This is a genomic window from Paraburkholderia sp. CI3 (assembly GCF_050436505.1).
Lineage (GTDB): Bacteria > Pseudomonadota > Gammaproteobacteria > Burkholderiales > Burkholderiaceae > Paraburkholderia > Paraburkholderia tuberum.
Genome location: NZ_JBNDMI010000003.1, coordinates 2685990 through 2705482, shown reverse-complemented (window position 1 = coordinate 2705482; position 19493 = coordinate 2685990). Strand labels below are relative to the sequence as shown.

The window sequence follows — 19493 nt, the reverse complement described above, 5'->3', positions numbered from 1 at the left end:
TCGTGCATCGACATGCTGTGTAAATGCCATTGGATCGAATACCTCGGGCCACATAGAGTTCGGTTGTCGATTATTCAACCGCTCGGAGTACCCCATGAGAACAGACCCCACCCTGGTCATGATCCCTTGCTTCGCAGGAGCTCCGTGGCAGCTCAACCAGTTGACCTGCTTGCAGGGTCGCCCGATGCGTACACTTCGTTTGCCGGACGACGTGTGCGAGCTGGAAACGTTGGCTGACTTCATCGCTGACCAGGTGAAGGACCTCGATAGCTATGTGTTGGTTGGCGATTCGTATGGCGCGGTCTGCTCGATCGCGGTTGCGACGCGGCAGCCGAAGGGCCTGAAAGGCCTCGTGCTCTCTGGTGGTTTTGCCAGGAGCCCGATCGCTTCGCCCTTGCTCAAGACGCTGGCGGCGCTTGCACCGTTCTTCCCCGGGCCCTTTTATCGACAGCTAACTCTTTCATTCCACGCAGCGCAGTTGGCTTCGTCGTTTGACGCGGAGGGAGAGATACCCTGGTCAACCAGAAAGAGCCGCGACTTCTTCATCAGGGAGACGTCGCATAAGGCCTACGTCAATCGCATCCGCTCGATCGAGAAGACGGACTATACGGCCTTGCTGAAGAGGATCGACGTCCCCACGCTGATCCTGACTCCCGAGGAAGACAAGCTGATCGGCAAAGAAGCCGCGGGGGTCCTGCTGAACGGCATCAAGGGTTCGCAGGAAGTCGTCATGCCGCGCACCGGTCACATGTTCAGGTTTTCGCACCCAGGCGCCTACTCTCTCGAGATCAGAAAGTTTCTGGAGCGAGCGTCGCTATAAGGACTCGTGTTCGGAGAATTCGCGAAGTACACAAAAAACGTGCGCTTCAAGGGCCCCTGCCGGCGGCGCGCGACGAGCCGGAAAGCCACGACCGTCACTGGATGGACGGATCGAAAGTTCGATCCGCGGTCTTTCAGGCACGCGCTTTGCGCCCCGCAAGTTTCGCGCGCAAGCCGCGCCGATTGCGCCTAAGCTGAGGTGACGTCACGTTTTTTGCGCACGCGGCGCCTTGACGACCGGCAGCCTCGATGCCTCATCCGTCACGCCTCGAATCCCACACGCAAGCCCATGAGCGAAACCACTCCACGCCTTTTCATCGTCTCGCCCCATTTCGACGACGCCGTCTTCAGTTGCGGCGCCTTGCTCGCCGCCCATCCCGATGCCGCTGTCTGCACCGTGTTCGCCGCGCCGCCCGAACACGACATGCACACGGAGTGGGACGAAAAAGCGGGCTTCGCGAACGCCCATGAAGCGGTCCGCGAACGCACGATCGAAGACAACCGCGCGCTCGAAGTGCTCGACGCGATCCCGCTGCGCATGCCGTTTCGCGACAGCCAGTACGCCGACTCGCCGTCGATCAGCCAGATGGCCGCGGCTTTGGAGGAAACGATTTACCGCACGACCGTGAACACGCTGCTGATGCCGCTTGGCCTGCATCACGACGATCACGCGCGGGTATTCGAAGCGTGCTGCGAGATCCTGCCGCGGCTCACGCATCTGGACTGGTTCGGTTACGAAGAAGCGATTCACCGGCTCACGCCGGGCGCGGTGCAGGCGCGGCTCGCCGATCTCGCGCAGCGCGGCATCGTCGCGACGCCGGCAACGCCGAGCGCGGGCCACACGATCGACGTGCAGCGCCGCGCGCATCTGAAACGCGAAGCGGTCAACGCGTACGCGAGCCAGTTGCGGGCGTTCGGCGCCGGCAACTACGACGACGTGTTCGCGACCGAGCGCTACTGGCAGCTCAGCGTCGGCCGCAAACGCGCGAAGAAATAGCAAAAAGGAGCGAGCAGGAAGCGCGGCGAGCGCCTACGCTTGAAGACAGATAGCCGACGCGGCGGCACACATCGGCGGTATCAAGCCGCTTGCGCCGGACCCGCGCATTTCAACCGCAAGGGTGACGCAATGAGCGACGACATGCACACCAGCCCGATTCCCGACCCGAACGCCGATCCGAACCGCGACCCGGAAGCCGACCCGCTCGTGCCGCCGTCGCCGGGGCATCATGTCGAGGAGCCGCAGCGGCCTGACGGGCCGCCGGACAAGGATCCGGTGTAAGGGAGCCGCGAGCGGCGCGGTCGCGGCGCCCCGCTCGGCGCAGCGTCAGCGCATCAAGTCGCTGAAGCCCTGCAGCAGGCGGTCGATATCGGCCGCGTGAATGTTGCCCATCGTCGAGATGCGGAACAGCTCCGCCGACAGCCCGCCCTGCCCTGCATAGATCACGAAGCCGCGCGCCTTCAGCGCGTCGTGCAGTTGCGGATACGCGATACCGTTGGGCAAGCGGTACGCGCGCAACACCACCGACGACTGCCCGGCCGGCAACACACAGTCGATGCCGCGCGCCGCCAGCCCAGCGCGCACCTGCTCGGCAAGCGCCGCATAGCGCGCGTGACGCGCGCGCCAGCCGCCTTCGTCGGCGAGCTCACGCAGCGCCTCGACCAGCGCGTAATACGCGTGCACCGACGGCGTAAACGGCGTGTTGCGCTGATCCTGCAAACGCGCGAGCCGCGCGAGATCGAGGTAGTACGTGCGGCTCGCCGCGCGCGCGAGCGCCGCGCGCCGCACCAGCACGAACGACGCGCCCGGCACGCCATGCAGGCACTTGTTGGCGGTAGCGGCGAGCGCGTCGAGGCTCGCGTCCGCGAAATAGATCGTTTCGGCGCCGAAGCTGCTGACACCGTCCACCAGCAGACGCAAGCCGCGCGCGCGACACACGGCGCCGAGCGCCGCGATGTCGTTCAGACGGCCGGTGGTCGTTTCATGATGAATCACCGCGACGTGCGTGAACGACTTGTCGGCGTCGAGCCGTTCGGCGATCTTCGCCAGATCGGGCGCGTCCATCCAGTCGTGCTTCAGCGCTTCGTGCGCGATGCCGTATTGCGCGGCGATCTGCGCGATACGCTCGCCGTACACACCGTTTTCGACGACCAGCAGTTTGCCGTTGTGCGGCACCAGCGCGGCCGTCATGCTTTCGACCGCGGCCGTGCCGGAGCCGGTCATCAGTACTGCCTGCCATTCGTTCGGGTCGAGCCCGTACAGGTCGACGAGACGCGTGCGCGCCTCTTCCTGGAGATCGAAAAACTCGCTCTCGCGATGGCACAGATCCGTCTGCAACAGGCTGTTGCGGACACGTTCGGTGAGCGTCACCGGGCCGGGGTTGAGCAGCAGCATGGGCGCTCCTGTTGGCGTTGGGTTCAGATCGCGCCGATGTGGCGCATCAGGCGCGTCTTCACATCGGGCGGCGTAATGGTCGGGCGCGGCAGGCCGTCGGGCGTGCCGCGGCGGATCGTCAGGCGCGCGAAGCGCGGCCCGTCGAGCGGCGGCGCCGCGAACAGCTCCTCGATGATCGCAGGATCGTCGCTCTCGAGCGCCGACGCGTAACCGCACGCGGCCGCCACGCCCGCGAACGACACCTGCGACGATACCGTCGCCTGACCGCCGGTCGAGTCGTGCGCGCCGTTATCGAGCAGCACGTGCGTGAGGTTCGACGGGCCGTACGCGCCGAGCGTCGCGAACACGCCCATGCGCATCAGTGCGGCGCCGTCGCCGTCGAGCGCGACCACGCGCAGATCGGGGCGCGCGAGCGCGAGGCCGAGCGCGAACGGCGTCACGCAGCCCATCGAGCCGACCATGTATAGCTGGTTCGCGCGATCGTCGATCGCATAGAGTTCGCGGCCGCAAAAGCCGGTCGACGCGAGCACCACCGTGGAGTCGAGCGGCGTGTGCGCGATCACCTTTTGCAGCGCGTCGTGGCGCGTCGCGAGTTCGTTCGCGGCGCTGTCGCGGAACCGCGCGCGAGGCTCGACCGGCGTGCGCCGCCTGGGCGCGCCGCCGTCCCTCAGTTCATACGGCGCAACGCTGCCCTTCTGCATCACGAGCGCGTACGGACGGCCGGTTGCGTCCATGTGCGCGATCGCGCGATCGAGCGCCGGACCGATCGCGTCGGCCTCGGTCGGGAACGTCTCCCACGGAATTTCCATCGTGTCGAGCATCGCCGGCGTGATCGGGCCCATCAGCGCGTGCTGCGGCTCGTCGGCGACGCCGGGCTGGCTGCGCCACGTGACGATCAGCAGTTGCGGCAGGCGGAAGGTCCACGTCAGCGACGTCAGCGGACTTACCGCGTTGCCGAGCCCGGAGTTCTGCATCATCGTGATGCCCCGCCGGCCGTTTTTCGCGCCGAGCGTAACGCCGGCGATCAGCGCGACCGCGTCGCCCTCGTTGGCCGCCGACACGTAGTGCAGCGATTCGTCCTGCAGCACGTAGTTGATGAACGGCGTCAGATACGAGCACGGCACGCCCGCGTACCAGTCGAAACCGCGCTCGCGCGCCGCCTCGACGAACTGTGCTGCTTCGATCATTGCGCGCCTCCGTGTGCATCGTTCGTCGTCGCCCCGCCGCCGACGGCCGTCGCGAACGGCGCCTGCGCGTGCGCGAAGTCGCCCGCGAGGCGGAAATCGTCGAGATCGTTGACGCCGCGCCAGTGGCCGTGCACGTATTGCACCTCGATCGACTCGCCCGCTTCGATCAACGCGTTCAGCAGCGCGGGCATGTCGAGCGACGCGAAATCGTCGCGCGTGCGCAACTCGCGCATGACCGCCCGCAGGCGCTCGCGACCCGCGCCGCGCACGTTCAGCAGACCCACCCAGCGGCCATGCGGCACTGGGGCGACGCCCGCCGTCGACGACTGCTCCCGCCCGCTCGCGACATGCCGCAGCACGATCTTGTTGCCGAACAGACCGCGGTCGTCGGCGGCCGAGCACCACGCGAAATCGCGCACGCTCGCGTTCTCCGCATCGGTCAGCGACGAATCGACGACCACGCTGAACGCGGCCTCGCTTTCCACCAGATCGCGCAGGATGTAGCTGCGAAACAGCAGGTCGCCGTACGAAATGACCGTGTCACCGGTCAGGTGGTCGAGTGCGCACGCGAGCGAGGCAAGCTCGCCGGTCTGCGCGTGCTGCTCGTTGACCACGAGGCGGATGCCCGCGGTATCGATCGCGTCGGCGCGATAGCCGCCGACCACGGTGATGTCGTTGACGCCCTGCTTCTTGAACGCGTCGACGAGCCAGCGCAGCAGCGGTTTGCCGGCGATCGGCAGCATCACCTTCGGACGGTCCCCGGTCACCGCTTCAAGGCCTTTGCCGCGGCTCGCGGCGAGCACGACGGCCGAGCCGGCCGCGCGGCCGCTCGACAGATAGCGGTCTTCGGCTTCCGAATATTCGTCGGCGTTCTGCAAACGGAAGATTTCGTTGACGGCCGCGATGCTGTCCTCGACGTTGACGAGCGTCTCGCTCGAATGGATTTCCTTCGCGACGGCCTGCATCGCCGAGGTCGCCGCGCGGATCAGATGGTTCGCCCAGATCACGGTGCTGATGCCCGCTTCGCGGAACACCTCGGTCGGCGTGCTGTAGTACTTGGTCGGCACGATCACGAGCGGCGCACGCCCGGCCCATTCGCGCGCGAATTCGAGAATCTCGTCGGGGCGCGACAGCTTGCTGTGAATCAGGATCGCATCGGCACCAGCTTGGGCGTACGCTTGCGCGCGGCGCAGCGCTTCGTCCATGCCCCAGCCCGCGATCAGCGCCTCGACGCGTGCGACGATCGAGAAATGCTCGTCGTTCTGCGAGTCCTTGCCCGCCTTGATCTTGCCGCAGAATTCGTCGATATCGGCAAGCGGCTGCGCCTCGCCGTTGATGAAGCTGTTGGTCTTCGGAAACTGCTTGTCCTCGATGCACACGCCGGCGATGCCGCGCTGTTCGAGCTTGCGCACGAGGCGGCGCACGTTGTTGAAGTTGCCGTAGCCGGTGTCGCCGTCGAGCAGGATCGGCAGATCGCTCGCGTCGGCCATGAATTCGAGCGTATCGACCACCTGCGTCCAGCTCGCCTCGTTGTTGTCGCGCACGCCGAACTGCGCGGAGATCGCGAGGCCCGAGCCCCAGATCGCCTTGAACCCAGCTTCGCGAACGATGCGCGCGGACAGGCCGTTATGCGCCTCCATCATGAATTCGAGTTCGCTGCTGACGAGCATCTGGCGCAGGCGCGCGCTGCGGGACTGGGAAACGAAAGCGGGATCGCGTGCATTCACTCTTCGGGACTCCTGGTGGCGGGCTTATTGGCGTTCTTCGATGCCAGGCTGGCAATCGGAAAAGGGCGACTATAGCGGAATTTTTTATGACGAGTCTTTGAAGGTCTCAGCCGTCTTTCGTGGTTGCGCTTAAGTGGAAAAATGTGTTGTTTTTTGCATGTGTGATCATTTAACGGGATTTTTGGATTTGATTGGCGTTTTGTGGGATGTTGATGCGAGCCTTCCTGGATTGGGCTCAGCAGGTTTTACGCAGACCAGCGCCGGCATTTTTCATGTCGATTTTCTCGCGCATTTTTCAATCGCTGCGATTTACGATAATCGTCGGTTAATTCAGATTCGCGAATGATGCACAAAAGTCTTTTTCGAATTGCGCGTATGAACGCCGCTTAAAACGATCAATAAATTCGCCTATTAATCGGACGAATAGCGATGTCGAACAGCGGGTTTTCCCTGCCTCCGATCAATGCCATTTCGCGCCGTAAACACAGCGAGCGGCATCCGACCGCAATTCAATGGACCTTACTGGCCAAAACGCCTATTCCCATCGCTATGACTCTGAACCGAAAACTGGCGTCCATGATCGCCGTTCTGTGGGTCGGCCTGATCCTGATCGGCGCGTTCGGCGCGTGGCAGAACCGCGCATCGATGATCTCGGACCGACGCGAGCAATTGCGCTCGTTGATCGAAGAGGCAAACCACGTCGTCGGCCACTACTACTCGCTCTCCCAGCAGCATGCGCTGTCCGAGGACGACGCGAAAAAGCAGGCGCTCGCGACGCTCGGCGCGATGCGCTACGGCAAGGACGGCTATTTGTCGATCAACGACTCGCAGCCGGTCATGCTGATGCATCCGATCAAGCCCGAACTGATCGGCAAGAACCTCGCGCAGTTCACCGATCCGGCCGGCAATCATCTGTTCGTCGATATCGTCAACTCGGGCAATCACGACGGCGGCGGCTTCGTCGATTATTTGTGGGCCAAGCCCGGCAGCGAGCAGCCCGTCGCGAAGACCAGCTACTCGATGCACTTCGCGCCGTGGGACTGGTACCTCGTGACCGGCATGTACATGGACGACGTGCAAAGCGCGTTCTACCGCAGCCTGCTGCGCTGGCTCGCGATCACCGTCACGCTCGGTGCGCTCTCAACGGCCGTGATGCTGGTCGTGCTGCGCAGCATCCGCCGCTCGCTCGGCGGCGAACTCGAAGTGGCCGTCGAGCACGCACGGTTGATGGCGCAAGGCAACCTCGCGACGCCGGTGCCGATCGAGCCGCACGACAGCGGCAGCCTGCTGCATGCGCTGCGCACGATGCAGGCGGGACTTGTCGACACGGTCTCGCGCGTGCGCCAGGGCACCGAGAACATCAACGTCGGCGCGAACGAAATCGCAGCGGGCAACACCGACCTGTCGCAGCGCACCGAGGAGCAGGCGGCGGCGCTCGTGCAAACCGCGTCGAGCATGGATCAGATGACGGTGAACGTGAAGCAGAACGCGGACAGCGCGACCCAGGCCGCGCAACTCGCGAGCGACGCAGCGAACGTCGCGACGCGCGGCAGCCGCGTGGTCGACGACGTGGTGCGCACGATGGGCGAGATCACCGCGAGCTCGCGGCAGATCGGCGACATCATCGGCGTGATCGACGGCATCGCGTTCCAAACCAATATCCTCGCGCTGAATGCCGCCGTCGAGGCGGCTCGCGCCGGCGAACAGGGCCGTGGCTTCGCGGTGGTCGCGGCCGAAGTGCGCAGCCTCGCGCAGCGCTCGGCGACGGCCGCCAAGGAGATCAAGGCGCTGATCGAAACCTCGACCGATACCGTCGAGACCGGCTCGTCACTGGTCGCCAACGCGGGCGCGACGATGGGCGAGATCGTGCAGTCGGTGCGGCGGGTCAACGAGATCCTCGAAGAAATCAGCCACGCGTCGCGCGAGCAGAGCGCGGGCATCGAACAGGTCAATCGCGCGGTCGGCGAGATGGATCAGGTCACGCAGCAGAATGCGGCACTGGTCGAACAGGCCGCGGCCGCCGCGCATTCGCTGAAGGACCAGGTCGGCGTGTTGCGCGACGCGATTGCGAGTTTCGCGTTGCCGGCTTGAGCTTGCCCCGCCGCGCCCGCAACGGGCGCGAAAAAAGAAGGCGCCCCACAGGCAGGGAGCGCCTATTCAACACGCCGCGTCGGAGTCGACGCATCAATCGAACGAATCAGCCGCGCGGATTTTGCAAGTCCGCGCGGCTTTTCGTTATCAAGCTTCGGCTCGGCTCGCCTTTGCTCCAGCTCGAACGCGCCTCCTTTCACATTCCTCGCATTTAAATTACGTTTTATTTACAATCGGCCCGGCGACAGTCCTTGCCGCCAGGCCTCGTGGCTTTGGCGGCCTCGTTCAATCGAAAGTACGTGAGGTCCGCTGCCCGCCGCCATGATCCGCCAGAAAAAACCACCGTCGCCCGATCCCTATGCCTTAGCCGCGAAGAACCCGCTGCTCGATGCGCGACTACCCGCGTGGCGCTCGAAGTTCGTCGTGCTGCTCGTGTCCGGCGCGTTCGCGACGCTCGCGCTCCGCGCGTTCTGGGTGCAGGTCGTGAATCAGGACTTCTACGTCGACCAAGGGCAGAAGCGCTATCAGCGCCTGCTCGAACTCGACGCGACGCGCGGCCGGATCGTCGATCGCAATGGTTCGATGCTCGCGGTCAGTCTCGCGACCTACGAAATCTGGGCCACGCCGAAGCTCGTCGACGAAAGCGCGTTCGCGCCGCTGGCAAAGCTGCTCGATCTGCCGCTCGCGGAACTGCGTCGGCGTCTGAACGGCGAGCGCAGCTTCGTGCTGCTCAAGCGCCAGGTCGATGCCGACACTGCCGGGCATCTGTCGCGCCTCGGGCTCGCCGGGATCACGCAGATCGCCGACACCAAACGCTTTTATCCCGAGGGCGACTCGGCCGCGCACGTGGTCGGCTTCACCGACATCGAGGACAACGGCCAGGAAGGCGTCGAACTCGCCGCCAATGCGCAGTTGCAAGGCGTGCCCGGCCACCGCGAGGTGATCCGCGACCGGCTCGGCCGCGTGATCTCGGAGACGCGGCCGCTCGTGCCCGCGCGCAACGGCGCCACGATCCAGTTGACGATCGACCGGCGCATCCAGCAACTCGCGTACACACAGCTCAAAGCCGCGATCGCGCAGCACCGCGCCGAAGCGGGCAGCGTGGTGGTGCTCGATGCGCGCAACGGCGAGATCCTCGCGCTCGCCAATTACCCGAGCTTCGATCCGAACGACCGCACGCACCTGTCCGGCCGGCAGCTGCGCAACCGCGCGGTGATCGACACGTTCGAACCGGGTTCGACGATCAAGCCGCTGGTCGTCGCACTGTCGATCGACGAAGGCAAGGTGCGGCCGCAGAGCATCATCGATACCGCGCCCGGCTGGTATCGGATCGGCCCGGCCGTGATTCACGACACGTCGAATCATGGCGCGATGACGGTCGCCGAGGCGGTGCAGAAGTCGAGCAATATCGCGCTGGCAAAGCTCGCGCTGAATCTGCCGGCCGAGACGATCTGGACCAAGTATCGGCAATACGGGCTCGGTCTGAAGCCCGAGCTGCCCTTCCCTGGCGTGGCCGCCGGCAAGCTGCGGCCATATAAACGCTGGCGCCCGATCGAACAGGCCACGATGGCGTATGGCTACGGGCTGTCGGTATCGCTGCTGCAAATCGCGCAGGTCTACACCGCCTATGCCGGCGACGGCGCGCTGAGGCGCGTGAGCCTGCTGCGCGAGCCGCTCGACGCGGACGGCCCCGCGTCGTTCGCCGACCGCGGCGAATCGGTCACGACGCCCGGCACCGCGCGCGCGATCCGCAACATGCTCGAAATGGCCACGGGCGACGGCGGCACCGGACGCGCCGCGACCGTGGCGGGTTATCGCATCGGCGGCAAGACCGGCACCGCGCGCAAGCAGATCGGCGCGGGCTACGCGAAGAACCGCTACCGCGCGCTGTTCGTCGGCATGGCGCCGATGAGCGATCCGCGCCTGATCGTCGCCGTGATGATCGACGATCCGGCTGGCAAGGCGTTCTATGGCGGCACGGTCGCTGGACCGGTGTTCAGCGGCGTGATGGGCGGCGCGTTGCAGCTGCTCGGGGTGCCGCCGGATGCGGCAGGAGTGTGACGCGTAGTTAGTGTTAGTTGCGCTCGATCAGCCCTGCTCATCGAGCGCATCGACCTGCGCCTCGATACGATTGCGGCCGTTGCGCTTGGCCTGATACATCGCGCGATCGGCCTCGTCCATCATCGCCTGACCGAGCGACATCGCCTCGGCCGGGCTGCCGGCGACCACGCGCCCGGCCACGCCGATCGACACGGTCAATGCAATGAGCTCGCCGTGCTCGTCGCGCACGTCGAGATTCTCGACCGCACGCCGCACGCGTTCCGCGACGGTCAACGCGTCGCTGCGATCGCCTTGCAGCAGCGCGGCGAACTCCTCGCCGCCATAGCGCGCGACGGTGTCGCCAAGCCGCACCTGCTGTCGCACGCAGGCGGCCACCGCCGCGAGCGCGCGGTCGCCGGTCTGATGGCCGTGGCTATCGTTGATGCGCTTGAAACGGTCGATATCGATGAAAAGACACGCGACCGGCACGCGATAACGGGCCGCGCGCATCAACTCCTCGCGCAGCCGTTCGTCGAAATAGCGGCGATTCGCGAGGCCGGTCAGCGAGTCGGTCATGCCGAGCTGCTTGAGCCGCTCGCGATGCGCGACGTTGTCGAGACTCGCGGTGACGATGCTCGCGAAGCGCTCGAGAATGTCGGTGGCCATGCCCGCGCCGAAGCGCGCGGGGTCGTCGCTGCCGAGGCATAGATAGCCGCTGACGCTCGTGCCCGCGGCGAGCGGCAGCAGGATCGCGCTGGCCGGCACGTGAGCTGGCGCGGCACCGAAGAACGCGCGGCGCGTGTCGTCGTCGAGTTCGCCAGGGCGGCCGAGCCACGGCCGATCGCCTTCGCACAAGGATTGCGCGACGAGACCGCCCTCGCGCGACGTCTTCAGCTGCGCATGATCGAGCGCGCGCAGGTTGCCCGGCTCGAGCAGTTCGAGCAGCATTGGCGCGCGCTCGTCGAGCCACAGCACCACGCTCGCGAGCGAGAACTCCCGCGGCAGATGGCTGAACAACGTATCGAGAAACGATCCGAAATCCTGCGCGCCGATCAACCGCAACTCGACGTTCTGGAAGCGGCGCAACGTGCGCTCGTTGTGCTGCACGGTGTCGACGAGCGAGCGAAGGCGCTCGGCAAGCGGCGTTTGGGCGAGATTCGTCACGGTATCAGTAGGGCGGCCCTGAAGGCGAAGCGGGGTCGACGCCCCAACTCTACTGATAACGGCCGATCCGCCGGCGTCTTGAGGGCAGGCTCGCGACGTGTCGGCCGGCCTGCGGGCGTTCGTGCCCACTGTTGTCAGCTCCCGCTTGCATTCACTTGCACTCGCTTACACGCAGTGAGATCCGTTTGCGTAATGATTGCGGTTCTTAAGTTTCGCTTAATTGTTCCCTGCAAGTATGTGGCACATCCCCTGTTGAGCCGCCAGAACATCGGCGGCGCTTTTTCTTGAGGGGTGCCAGAAGCGCGACCGAAAACGGTTACGCGCACAAGAAGGAGGTAAATCATGGTTGAAGAGATGGTAGTCGAACACCTGCGTGCGATGCCCGGCCATGAATGGACTCGCCAGATTCACTCCTGCAAGGTCTCCGATCCGCTGCAACCGCCCTGGGGCCGTTCATACCGGCTCGTCGAATGGACGATGAAGCACGCGCCCGAACCGAGCCGTCGCGTCGTTCCCGCCGAAAGTACTCCGCTCGAAATCGCCCAGGCCGTGGTCTCTCACGTGCCGGGTCGGCGCTTCTGCCAGCAGGCTGATTAAGCGCTCCCGCTGACGTTCAATGACGCGCCGCGATCGCGTCGCAGTGGTCCAACGCGTCCTCCAGCCTGTCATTGCCCCAGAACATCTCCCCGCCGACAAAAAACGTCGGCGCACCGAAAATCCCCTTGTCGATGGCCCGTTCGGTCTGCTCGCGCAAGCGGAGCTTGTTCGCGTCGCTTTGCGCGGCGTCGATCACGCTCTGCGCCGGTAAGCCAAGCGAGTCGAGCGCGTGACTGACGACATCGATTGAACCGATGTCGCGGTCGTCGACGAAATTCAACTGCATGATCTTGCGGCACCAGGCACCGATCCACGGCTCGTTCGCACCCAGCAGCGCGACACGCATCGCGAGAAGCGCCGCGCGCGGAAAACTGCTGGGGCGCGTGAGCGCAATGCCGTATTTGCGGCATTGACGCTCCATGTCTTTCCACACGTACGCGCCTTTTTCTTTCTGCAATACGAAAGGCGAGTTGTCGAAACCGAGCTGGCGAAATACCGGACCGAGCAGAAACGGCCGCCAGACGATCGTCACGTTGCGCGCGGCCGCCAACGCTTCGATCCGCATCATGCTCAGATAGCTGTAGTTGCTGCCGAAGTCGAACCAGAACTCGATTGCGCGCGCCGTCGAAGTTGCGTCTTCATTCATCGCTGTCTCCTGAATCGCGCGTGCCATGGCATCGTCGCCTTGCAATGCTTAACAGTCGCGTCGTTGGGTCGCTGATCCTGCTGGCGCCGTCCTGAACTCGCGCTTCCGGACTCAGCGTGTTTGCACTGCCACGCGCAGGCCGAGCGAAATGAACAGCACACCGATGAGCTTGTTCTGCCAGCGCGTCAACCACGTCAAACGCTTCACGAGTTTGCCCAGCGGCCGCATCGTCAGGACGATCAGCGTCGTGTAAAGCGCGCTCATGGCAACGAAAATCAGCCCGAGTGTCGCGAACTGCAGAAACGTCGAGCCATGTTCGGGGCGCACGAATTGCGGCAGAAACGCAAGGAAAAACAGCGCGGTCTTCGGGTTCAGCACTTCGGCGGGAATCGCCTGCAAGAACGCCTTCGAACCGGACACCGGCGCGACGACCGGCAGGTGCGCACTCGCCTGCTTTTCGCGCAACGCGCGAATGCCCAGATAGACGAGATACGCGGCACCGACGAATTTCACCGCATTGAAGGCCAGCGCGGACGTCATCAGCAGCGCGGAGAGGCCAACCGCGGCGCCCAGCGTATGCACGAGATCGCCAGCTGCGATACCGAGACCGGTCAGAATGCCGGCTTTAGGTCCGCCGTGCATGGTGCGCGTCAAAACTAGCAGCACGGCCGGGCCTGGAATCAGAAAGAGCCCGAGCACGACGGCAACGAAAGTCCCCAACGTGGATAGGTCAAGCATGTCGTCTCCTTGCGACGCGCGGGATCGAAACAATGGGTGCGTTCAGCGGACCATTGTAGGCGAATGCACGAAGCCTCCCTGCGCACGCCCCGCGCACGGACGCTCCATTACAATGACCGGCACCGCGCCGCGAACCACCACCATGACGCACCGCCTGGGTTCCGCTCTACCTGCGATAATGACGAAACCAAACATTAGCGCGTTCCCCAAATGCCCAGGATCATCCGCTTCGCCATAGCCGGCGTTGTCGCCACCTGCACGCATCTGTGCGTCGCCTGGCTGGTTTTCAATCGGCTCATTGCAGATTCAGCAATTGCCAATCTCGCCGGATTTGTCCTTGCCAATGTCGTCTCGTTCCTGCTACAAACACTCTGGAGTTTTTCGAGCAGGCCAACGTTCTCGAATTTTTCCCGCTTCTGCGTCGTCTCCTCCGCAGGCTTCGGTGTTTCAGCACTCGTGCCGCTGCTAGTAGGTCGACAGCATCTCTGGGCGCCCACGCTGATCGTCGCGTGCTGCATTCCAGTATGCTCATATATTGCCCACGCGCGGTGGACCTATCGGATGGAAGGCTGACGCGGAAGTCATTGCCGGACCGACCTGCGCACAGCACCCGAACGTTGCACAACAACCATGACTACACAAGAGACTCGCAGGAAGATAACCTCCATTTCCCGGTTCCTGCTGGTTTTCGTGCCGAGCTTCGTGCTCATCGTACAATTCATCCCCCTCGCCCTCGGCCTCGCCGCACGCTACGTAATCGGTATCGGCAATGCGCCCGCCATCGGGTACGACTTCGGAATTTTCTGGGCCGCAGCCCGTGTCGAGCTGGCGCACGGCGCGGCAGCGGTATATTCGCCTCGTTGGATGCAACCGCTGGAAGCCGTCGTGCGCTCCTCGTCGCAGTATTATCCGTGCCCTTATCCGCCGACTTTCTTGCTCGCCATTCGGCCACTGGGCTATTTGAGTTACCCGTGCGCCCTCTTCCTGTTCCTGGCACTCGGCACGGGCATTTATTGCACTATCGCATTACGCATCGGCCGCCGCCTGGAACAAACACAGCGCCAGTCAATCTTGATCGCCGCGCTTGCCGGGATGCCGTTGGCAATCTATGCGGGACAGAATACCCTCTTCACCGCCGCCGCCGCTGCCGCGGCGCTTGTGCTGATGGAGCCGGCGCCGATTTACGCGGGTGCTTGCCTCGCCGTGCTCCTGGTCAAGCCGCAACTGGGTGTGCTCTTCCCGATCGCCCTCGTTTGCGGACGCCGCTGGAAGATGTTGCTCGCCACTATTGTCTTTTGCTCGGCATTTATGCTGTCGAGTATCGCGATACTAGGGATTGAGGCATGGTCTTCGTTTTTCTCGTACCTTCCCGTATTCAGACAAGCCGCCCTGCTGGATGGCCGGGATCATTGGTTCGGGATGCCAACATTATTCGCCACCGCCAGACTCGCCGGTGCGCCCGTGGCAGTGGCTTACGCCGTTCAGGCGTTAGCCGCCATTCCCGCCGGGCTTACCGTTGCCTATCTTTGGCTCGCGAACGCACGGTGCGAATTGAGGGCCGCGGCCTTGCTCGTCGCCAGCCTGCTCGTACAACCCTATTTGATGACCTACGATCTCGCCTGGCTCGGCTTTCCGGCGGCGCTTCTAATACGCGACGCGGTAGCGGGCGAGCTAACGCGCTTAGACCGGCTCGCGCTTGCCGCGGTATGGTCAATGCCGGTATATGAACTGATTGGCGCTACATTTCATTTGCCATTTCATCTGGCACCCTTCGCAATGATTCTGATGCTGACGGCGATCGTGCGACGGCATCGGGCCTCGCATCGCCCCAAGCAACGTCTTTCCGGGCTCGCGGATGAGCGCTCCGACCGTCTCGTCGAAACGTGCGGCTGATGCGCTTTTTCCGTTGGAATCCGTGTACGCCCTCGGCGAGGCGCGCATCATGCCCCGTATCGGCAGCGCAATAACGTTGGCGAACGAGGTAAATCGGCCGTTGTTTCGACTCGTCGTAAATCCGGCCGATGTATTCACCAATCACGCCGATACCGACGAGTTGGATGCCACCTATGAAGAGCACTGCCGAAAACAGCGATGCATAACCAGGTACGGGATTGCCGAACAGCAACGTGCGCACGACCATGAACCCGCCGTATAAAAACGCGAGCATGGCAATCAACGCCCCCACGTAAGTCCAGCCACGTAGCGGAATCGTACTGAACCCGGTAATGCCTTCGATCGCGTAGTTCCACAGGCGCCAACCCGAAAAGCTCGAATGGCCCGCACTACGCTGTGCTCTCTCGTAGTGGAGCGTTACGGCGGGAAAGCCTACCCACGCGAAGAGCCCTTTCATAAATCGACGCCGCTCCGGCAGCCGGCTCAGCGCTTCGACTACCTGTCGGTCCATCAACCTGAAGTCGCCGACATTGGGCGGGATCTTCACGCTCGACAGGGCGTTGTGAACGCGATAGAAGAGAGTGGCCGTCAGGCGTTTCGCAAGCGAATCGGTACTGCGGTTGGCGCGGTGCGCCAGTACGACCGGCGCGCCATCCTGCCAGCATTGAATCATCTCGGGAATCAGTTCCGGCGGGTCCTGCAGATCTGCATCGATGACGACAACGGCATCGCCTCGCGCCTCGTCGAGACCGGCAGTGAGTGCAGCTTCCTTGCCGAAATTACGCGTCAGGTCGAGCACGCGGATGCGCGCATCCTGGGCAGCTGCGGCGAGCAACTGGTCGAGCGTGCCGTCCTGGCTGCCGTCGTTGATGCAAACGATCTCGAAACGAAACGCATGAAGAGGGGCGATGACGGTTCGTATTTCCGTGAAGAACAGATTGACCGCATCGCGCTCGTTATGAAACGGCGCGATGATCGAAATCAGCGGGACCGGCGGTCGCTTCGACAGATCTCGGATGTTGATGGGGGACATCATGTTCATCAGGAGATCTCCTTGACGAACGCGACCCTGATGCCTCCTTTCACGCCGCGCCTCTCCCTGCCTACGCGCGTGACGAGCACTGCGAGGGTTACCAGCGTAAGGATGGGCAGGAACTGGAAATGAACGCGGGGTACGACCAGTAGCCCCATTAACGGAGCGAATCCGAGCAGTATCAGTCCCTCCCGCTCGTAACGCCGGAAACCGTGAGCCAACCCGAACCGGCCATACCAGGCAATGACGAGGCCATACCAGGTCAGGTCGTAATCGTAGAGATATGGAGTGAAGGCCAGCGTCGCGCAGACGAGCGTCGCCGCGCGCAATTCGTGGGCGGCCGGCCGGGACCAAACATAGACAACCGAAGCGACGGCCAAGCACGCTGAAGCTGCCTGCAAGGCATAGGCGGCGGCTGCGGGCATGGACAACTGCCTTGCCAGCGCAAAAAACGTGGGAATGCGAGGCAGCAGCTTGCTGTCGGAAATGACGATGCCCTGGATTTCCCCCATGCTGTGCACGAAAGCGGCGAGTGTTTCCACACCGAACAAGCCGACCGATATCGCGCCCAGCACGACCGCGATCGATCCGGTTACCACCAGAGTTCTCCACGAGCGCGAACAGATCAGCGCAAGCGGAATCAGTACGGCGAGATGCGGCTTGATGCACAGCAGTCCTAGCGACACGCCTGCCCAAACCGGACGCCGCGGCAATAGTGCGAGCCCGGATCCCATGAGTGAGGCGGTCAGTAGGCCGTTCTGTCCCGACAGTGCCGAAATGATCACTCCTGGGAAAGCCAGTGCGAGCAGGGTCGAAATCTTGCCCGGCACGATCGAGTTGATGGCTACGACGAACGCTATGAGCGTCAGTCCAAAAAAGAGCCAGGCCGAAGGCTCGTAAGGAAGCAGCGCTGCAGGGTAGAGCAACAACAGGAATGTCGGCGGATACAACCAGGGCAAGGTTCCTTTGAGATCAGGCAGCACAGTTTTTTCCAGCGCACCCATCACCTTCGTGCTGTACGCATGGGCGGCGTGTCCATCCAGTGCCAGATGTGAAGCACTCCAGAAAGCGATGTAGTCTCGTGCATTGTTGCCGAAAGAAAACGGGTGCCCCCAACTGTCGCGAAGTATTTTCACTCCCGGCATAAGGATGTACACGAGCAGCAATGCGCCTGAGTAGAGGTACAGACGTTGCCGTGTCATCCAATGCGGCCGCTGGCTCGCGCCATCACTTGCACTTCCTTTCGGGACTGCAAGATCTTCGATCGATGCATTGTCCGATATCGTCATTGCGTGAGCCTCAGCACGGCGATCTGCGATGCGATCTGCTGGAAGACCGTATTCAGCGACGAGTTGTTGGATGCGACGTAGTAATCGCCTGGCGACGCACACGACTGCAAGCTCGTACCGGCGGCGCCCGCTCCGAAAGCGATCGTATAGATCGTGATGCCCGCGTTCTTGATCGCGGTGCAGACCGCTGCCTGATAGGAGTTGATGTCGTTCAGGTTGATCGAGCCGTTCGCCAGCGTGCCGCCGGGGTCAGTCGCGCTTGTCACGGTTGGCGCATGCAGATTGTTCGTGCCGACGCCGGACAGGCCATTGAAATACGTGACCTCCTGGCCCGGAATACTGCTCGAACTGACATCGTTCTGCCCGTCCGTCATTAGAATCAACACGCGCTGCAGCCCCATCGAGCTCTCCGCTAACGGCAGAGGGGTGGTGATGATCGAACGCTGATTCCATGTGCCGGCCCAGCTCGAAGACAGCATGCGCCATCCCCACAATAAGCCGACCGGAATGATCGTATTGCCCGCTGGCTGCATCGCGCCGATTGCATGGCCCAATTGCGTCTGGTCGTTGGTCAGGAACGTCACTGGCGTACCAATGCACAGATTGTTCTGGTTCAATGTATAGGTGGCGGTCGACGGCTGGTCCAGGTCCCATTGACTGATCGGCAGTGTCGAACTGGTCGTGGTGCACGTGCCATTTTTCCCGGATCCGATGGTCGTGGGAAACTGCGACACCGTGGAAGTCGTGCAGGTCGTCGTTTTCTTTGACGTCGTTTGCGTATAGAGCGTGAGCCCCGCGGGCGGCACGTTGTAGTAGTAAGGCGTGAACTGCAAATAGGGGGAAGTCGATGTTTCCTTCGCCGAGGACGGCGAATAGGCCAGCGCGGCCAGATTACCGCTGCTATCGTGCGGCTCCACCACGCACCCGCCCCACCCGCTGCCAGTCCACGCCCATGACGTACCTGACAGGCTAACCTTCGGCGTGCCGCTCATCGACACGCCGCTCGAGTTGTAGCTGAAGGACTGCTTGAGCCACGTCCCCGTCCCCGCACTCAGCGATGCGGAAACTGTCGCGTTGTTCCCATCCAGCCATGACGGTGTCATGCCGACGTTAACGGTGCTGGCAAAAGGCACGATTCCAATGTAGTACTGCGCCGATCCCGACTGGGCGAACAACTGCGCCAACAGATTATTGGCCGCGTTCTTCAGTCCAACGATCTTGCTCGCGCTACTGCCGCTCAGCGTCTGGGCCATGGATCCCGTGTTGTCCAGCACCAGCGCCAGTTCCAGTTGGGTTTGCGGATTACGCGCCACCTGGTTCGAAGCGGCGACCTGCATGTCGTTGCCACCGGTCGACCCGGTGCTGGTGCTGCTGCCCTTCGATCCGAGGAACGCCGGCATCATCAACGGCAATTCGCCCGTCGCGGAAAGCTGCACGTATTGGCCACCGCCATTCGAGGCGGGGTTATTCGTGCAGGTCGCATTGAAATTGTTGCTCGACAGCAGGATGTCGAGATAGCCGTTCGGCATGTTGGTGTTGTAATACGCGAGCGCATCTTTCTGCCACGCGGTGAGGCTCGTGGGACACGTCGTGCTCGCATAATGGCCCATGTCCATCGATGCCGTAAGATTCGCCACGTCGAGTGCGGACTGCATGCGAGCCTGCGAAATCGCATATCGTCCCAGGTCGATCGTCATCGACAACGCACCGAGCATCACGCTCGCGCTGACGGCGAATATCAGCGAGACCGCTCCGCGATCTCCGCCGGCAAGGTATTCGCGGCATCGCGTGAGCAAGGCGGCATCGCGCAGGCGAGCGGTACGAACAGCGGTAGCTAGATTCATGATTGTCCCCAGTACATCACGCGAGCGCTGCCT

At 63.2% G+C, this 19493-nt stretch carries 17 protein-coding genes and 1 pseudogene; 9 read left to right on the top strand and 9 right to left on the bottom strand.

Annotation, left to right across the window (positions count from 1 at the left end; genetic code table 11):
• Positions 1-94 precede the first annotated feature (94 nt).
• From OKW29_RS21100 to OKW29_RS21090, 3 genes are all read left to right on the top strand, one after another.
• Complete coding sequence (locus OKW29_RS21100; protein ID WP_429292403.1) at positions 95-820, top strand: alpha/beta fold hydrolase; 726 nt, start codon at positions 95-97, stop codon at positions 818-820.
• A gap of 288 nt (positions 821-1108) precedes the next feature.
• Positions 1109-1816, top strand: a complete 708-nt coding sequence (locus OKW29_RS21095; RefSeq protein ID WP_184072531.1) for a PIG-L deacetylase family protein — start codon at positions 1109-1111, stop codon at positions 1814-1816.
• A 129-nt stretch (positions 1817-1945) separates the two neighbouring features.
• Complete coding sequence (locus OKW29_RS21090; protein WP_184072533.1) at positions 1946-2098, top strand: hypothetical protein; 153 nt, start codon at positions 1946-1948, stop codon at positions 2096-2098.
• A gap of 45 nt (positions 2099-2143) precedes the next feature.
• On the opposite strand, the gene OKW29_RS21085 is transcribed toward OKW29_RS21090, so the two are convergent.
• The 3 genes from OKW29_RS21085 to aepX are packed head-to-tail and all read right to left on the bottom strand — an operon-like array spanning position 2144 to position 6125.
• Positions 2144-3211 carry a 2-aminoethylphosphonate aminotransferase gene (locus OKW29_RS21085; protein WP_429292402.1) on the bottom strand — a complete coding sequence of 356 codons (1068 nt, stop codon included), beginning with the start codon at positions 3209-3211 and terminating at the stop codon, positions 2144-2146.
• Positions 3212-3234: 23 nt separating this feature from the next.
• Entirely contained in the window at positions 3235-4398 is a 1164-nt protein-coding gene (gene aepY, locus OKW29_RS21080) for a phosphonopyruvate decarboxylase (protein WP_429292401.1), read from the bottom strand.
• Positions 4395-6125, bottom strand: coding sequence for a phosphoenolpyruvate mutase (aepX, locus tag OKW29_RS21075; RefSeq protein ID WP_429292400.1), 1731 nt, complete (start codon positions 6123-6125; stop codon positions 4395-4397). The genes aepY and aepX overlap by 4 nt, the downstream gene beginning before the upstream one ends.
• Positions 6126-6258: 133 nt before the next feature.
• Between aepX and OKW29_RS21070 the strand changes: the two genes are divergently transcribed.
• The 3 genes from OKW29_RS21070 to OKW29_RS21060 all read left to right on the top strand — a co-directional run bounded on the left by OKW29_RS21070 (position 6259) and on the right by OKW29_RS21060 (position 10277).
• Positions 6259-6471 carry a hypothetical protein gene (locus tag OKW29_RS21070; protein ID WP_429292399.1) on the top strand — a complete coding sequence of 71 codons (213 nt, stop codon included), beginning with the start codon at positions 6259-6261 and terminating at the stop codon, positions 6469-6471.
• A gap of 203 nt (positions 6472-6674) precedes the next feature.
• A complete protein-coding gene (locus OKW29_RS21065) occupies positions 6675-8216 on the top strand; it encodes a methyl-accepting chemotaxis protein (RefSeq protein ID WP_429292398.1) in 1542 nt (513 codons plus the stop codon).
• Positions 8217-8537: 321 nt separating this feature from the next.
• On the top strand, positions 8538-10277 hold the full coding sequence (locus tag OKW29_RS21060; protein ID WP_429292397.1) for a peptidoglycan D,D-transpeptidase FtsI family protein: 1740 nt from the start codon (positions 8538-8540) through the stop codon (positions 10275-10277).
• Between the two features lie 27 nt (positions 10278-10304).
• Here the strand turns inward: OKW29_RS21060 and OKW29_RS21055 are convergent, their stop codons facing one another.
• Positions 10305-11420, bottom strand: a complete 1116-nt coding sequence (locus tag OKW29_RS21055; RefSeq protein WP_429292396.1) for a diguanylate cyclase — start codon at positions 11418-11420, stop codon at positions 10305-10307.
• Between the two features lie 342 nt (positions 11421-11762).
• Here OKW29_RS21055 and OKW29_RS21050 point away from each other — a divergent pair, with 342 nt between their 5' ends.
• The gene (locus OKW29_RS21050; protein ID WP_090809319.1) at positions 11763-12017 is read left to right on the top strand and encodes a DUF2866 domain-containing protein; all 255 of its coding nucleotides are present in this window, start codon (positions 11763-11765) and stop codon (positions 12015-12017) included.
• Between the two features lie 16 nt (positions 12018-12033).
• On the opposite strand, the gene OKW29_RS21045 is transcribed toward OKW29_RS21050, so the two are convergent.
• Positions 12034-12663 carry a 2-hydroxychromene-2-carboxylate isomerase gene (locus tag OKW29_RS21045; protein WP_429292395.1) on the bottom strand — a complete coding sequence of 210 codons (630 nt, stop codon included), beginning with the start codon at positions 12661-12663 and terminating at the stop codon, positions 12034-12036.
• A gap of 111 nt (positions 12664-12774) precedes the next feature.
• Positions 12775-13401, bottom strand: a complete 627-nt coding sequence (locus tag OKW29_RS21040) for a LysE family translocator (protein WP_429292394.1) — start codon at positions 13399-13401, stop codon at positions 12775-12777.
• 210 nt (positions 13402-13611) lie between these two features.
• On the opposite strand from OKW29_RS21040, the gene OKW29_RS21035 reads away from it, so the two are divergent.
• Complete coding sequence (locus OKW29_RS21035) at positions 13612-13974, top strand: GtrA family protein (RefSeq protein WP_429292393.1); 363 nt, start codon at positions 13612-13614, stop codon at positions 13972-13974.
• A gap of 57 nt (positions 13975-14031) precedes the next feature.
• Positions 14032-14985 (top strand): annotated as a pseudogene (locus tag OKW29_RS21030) (glycosyltransferase family 87 protein); the annotation flags it as partial.
• A 154-nt stretch (positions 14986-15139) separates the two neighbouring features.
• Here the strand turns inward: OKW29_RS21030 and OKW29_RS21025 are convergent.
• Genes OKW29_RS21025 through OKW29_RS21015 form a run of 3 tightly spaced genes read right to left on the bottom strand, consistent with a single transcriptional unit; the run spans position 15140 to position 19460 of the window.
• Positions 15140-16327, bottom strand: coding sequence for a glycosyltransferase (locus OKW29_RS21025; protein ID WP_429292544.1), 1188 nt, complete (start codon positions 16325-16327; stop codon positions 15140-15142).
• Between the two features lie 8 nt (positions 16328-16335).
• Positions 16336-17616, bottom strand: coding sequence for a glycosyltransferase family 87 protein (locus tag OKW29_RS21020; RefSeq protein ID WP_429292392.1), 1281 nt, complete (start codon positions 17614-17616; stop codon positions 16336-16338).
• Complete coding sequence (locus OKW29_RS21015; RefSeq protein ID WP_429292391.1) at positions 17613-19460, bottom strand: hypothetical protein; 1848 nt, start codon at positions 19458-19460, stop codon at positions 17613-17615. Before OKW29_RS21015 ends, OKW29_RS21020 begins: the two co-directional genes overlap by 4 nt.
• Positions 19461-19493 lie beyond the last annotated feature (33 nt).

Coding starts and splice junctions, on each gene's coding strand:
- OKW29_RS21100 (WP_429292403.1), top strand. CDS start 95: ATGAGAACAGACCCCACCCTGGTCATGATCCCTTGCTTCGCAGGAGCT.
- OKW29_RS21095 (WP_184072531.1), top strand. CDS start 1,109: ATGAGCGAAACCACTCCACGCCTTTTCATCGTCTCGCCCCATTTCGAC.
- OKW29_RS21090 (WP_184072533.1), top strand. CDS start 1,946: ATGAGCGACGACATGCACACCAGCCCGATTCCCGACCCGAACGCCGAT.
- OKW29_RS21085 (WP_429292402.1), bottom strand. CDS start 3,211: ATGCTGCTGCTCAACCCCGGCCCGGTGACGCTCACCGAACGTGTCCGC.
- aepY (WP_429292401.1), bottom strand. CDS start 4,398: ATGATCGAAGCAGCACAGTTCGTCGAGGCGGCGCGCGAGCGCGGTTTC.
- OKW29_RS21065 (WP_429292398.1), top strand. CDS start 6,675: ATGACTCTGAACCGAAAACTGGCGTCCATGATCGCCGTTCTGTGGGTC.
- OKW29_RS21060 (WP_429292397.1), top strand. CDS start 8,538: ATGATCCGCCAGAAAAAACCACCGTCGCCCGATCCCTATGCCTTAGCC.
- OKW29_RS21050 (WP_090809319.1), top strand. CDS start 11,763: ATGGTTGAAGAGATGGTAGTCGAACACCTGCGTGCGATGCCCGGCCAT.
- OKW29_RS21045 (WP_429292395.1), bottom strand. CDS start 12,663: ATGAATGAAGACGCAACTTCGACGGCGCGCGCAATCGAGTTCTGGTTC.
- OKW29_RS21040 (WP_429292394.1), bottom strand. CDS start 13,401: ATGCTTGACCTATCCACGTTGGGGACTTTCGTTGCCGTCGTGCTCGGG.
- OKW29_RS21035 (WP_429292393.1), top strand. CDS start 13,612: ATGCCCAGGATCATCCGCTTCGCCATAGCCGGCGTTGTCGCCACCTGC.
- OKW29_RS21025 (WP_429292544.1), bottom strand. CDS start 16,327: ATGTCCCCCATCAACATCCGAGATCTGTCGAAGCGACCGCCGGTCCCG.
- OKW29_RS21020 (WP_429292392.1), bottom strand. CDS start 17,616: ATGACGATATCGGACAATGCATCGATCGAAGATCTTGCAGTCCCGAAA.
- OKW29_RS21015 (WP_429292391.1), bottom strand. CDS start 19,460: ATGAATCTAGCTACCGCTGTTCGTACCGCTCGCCTGCGCGATGCCGCC.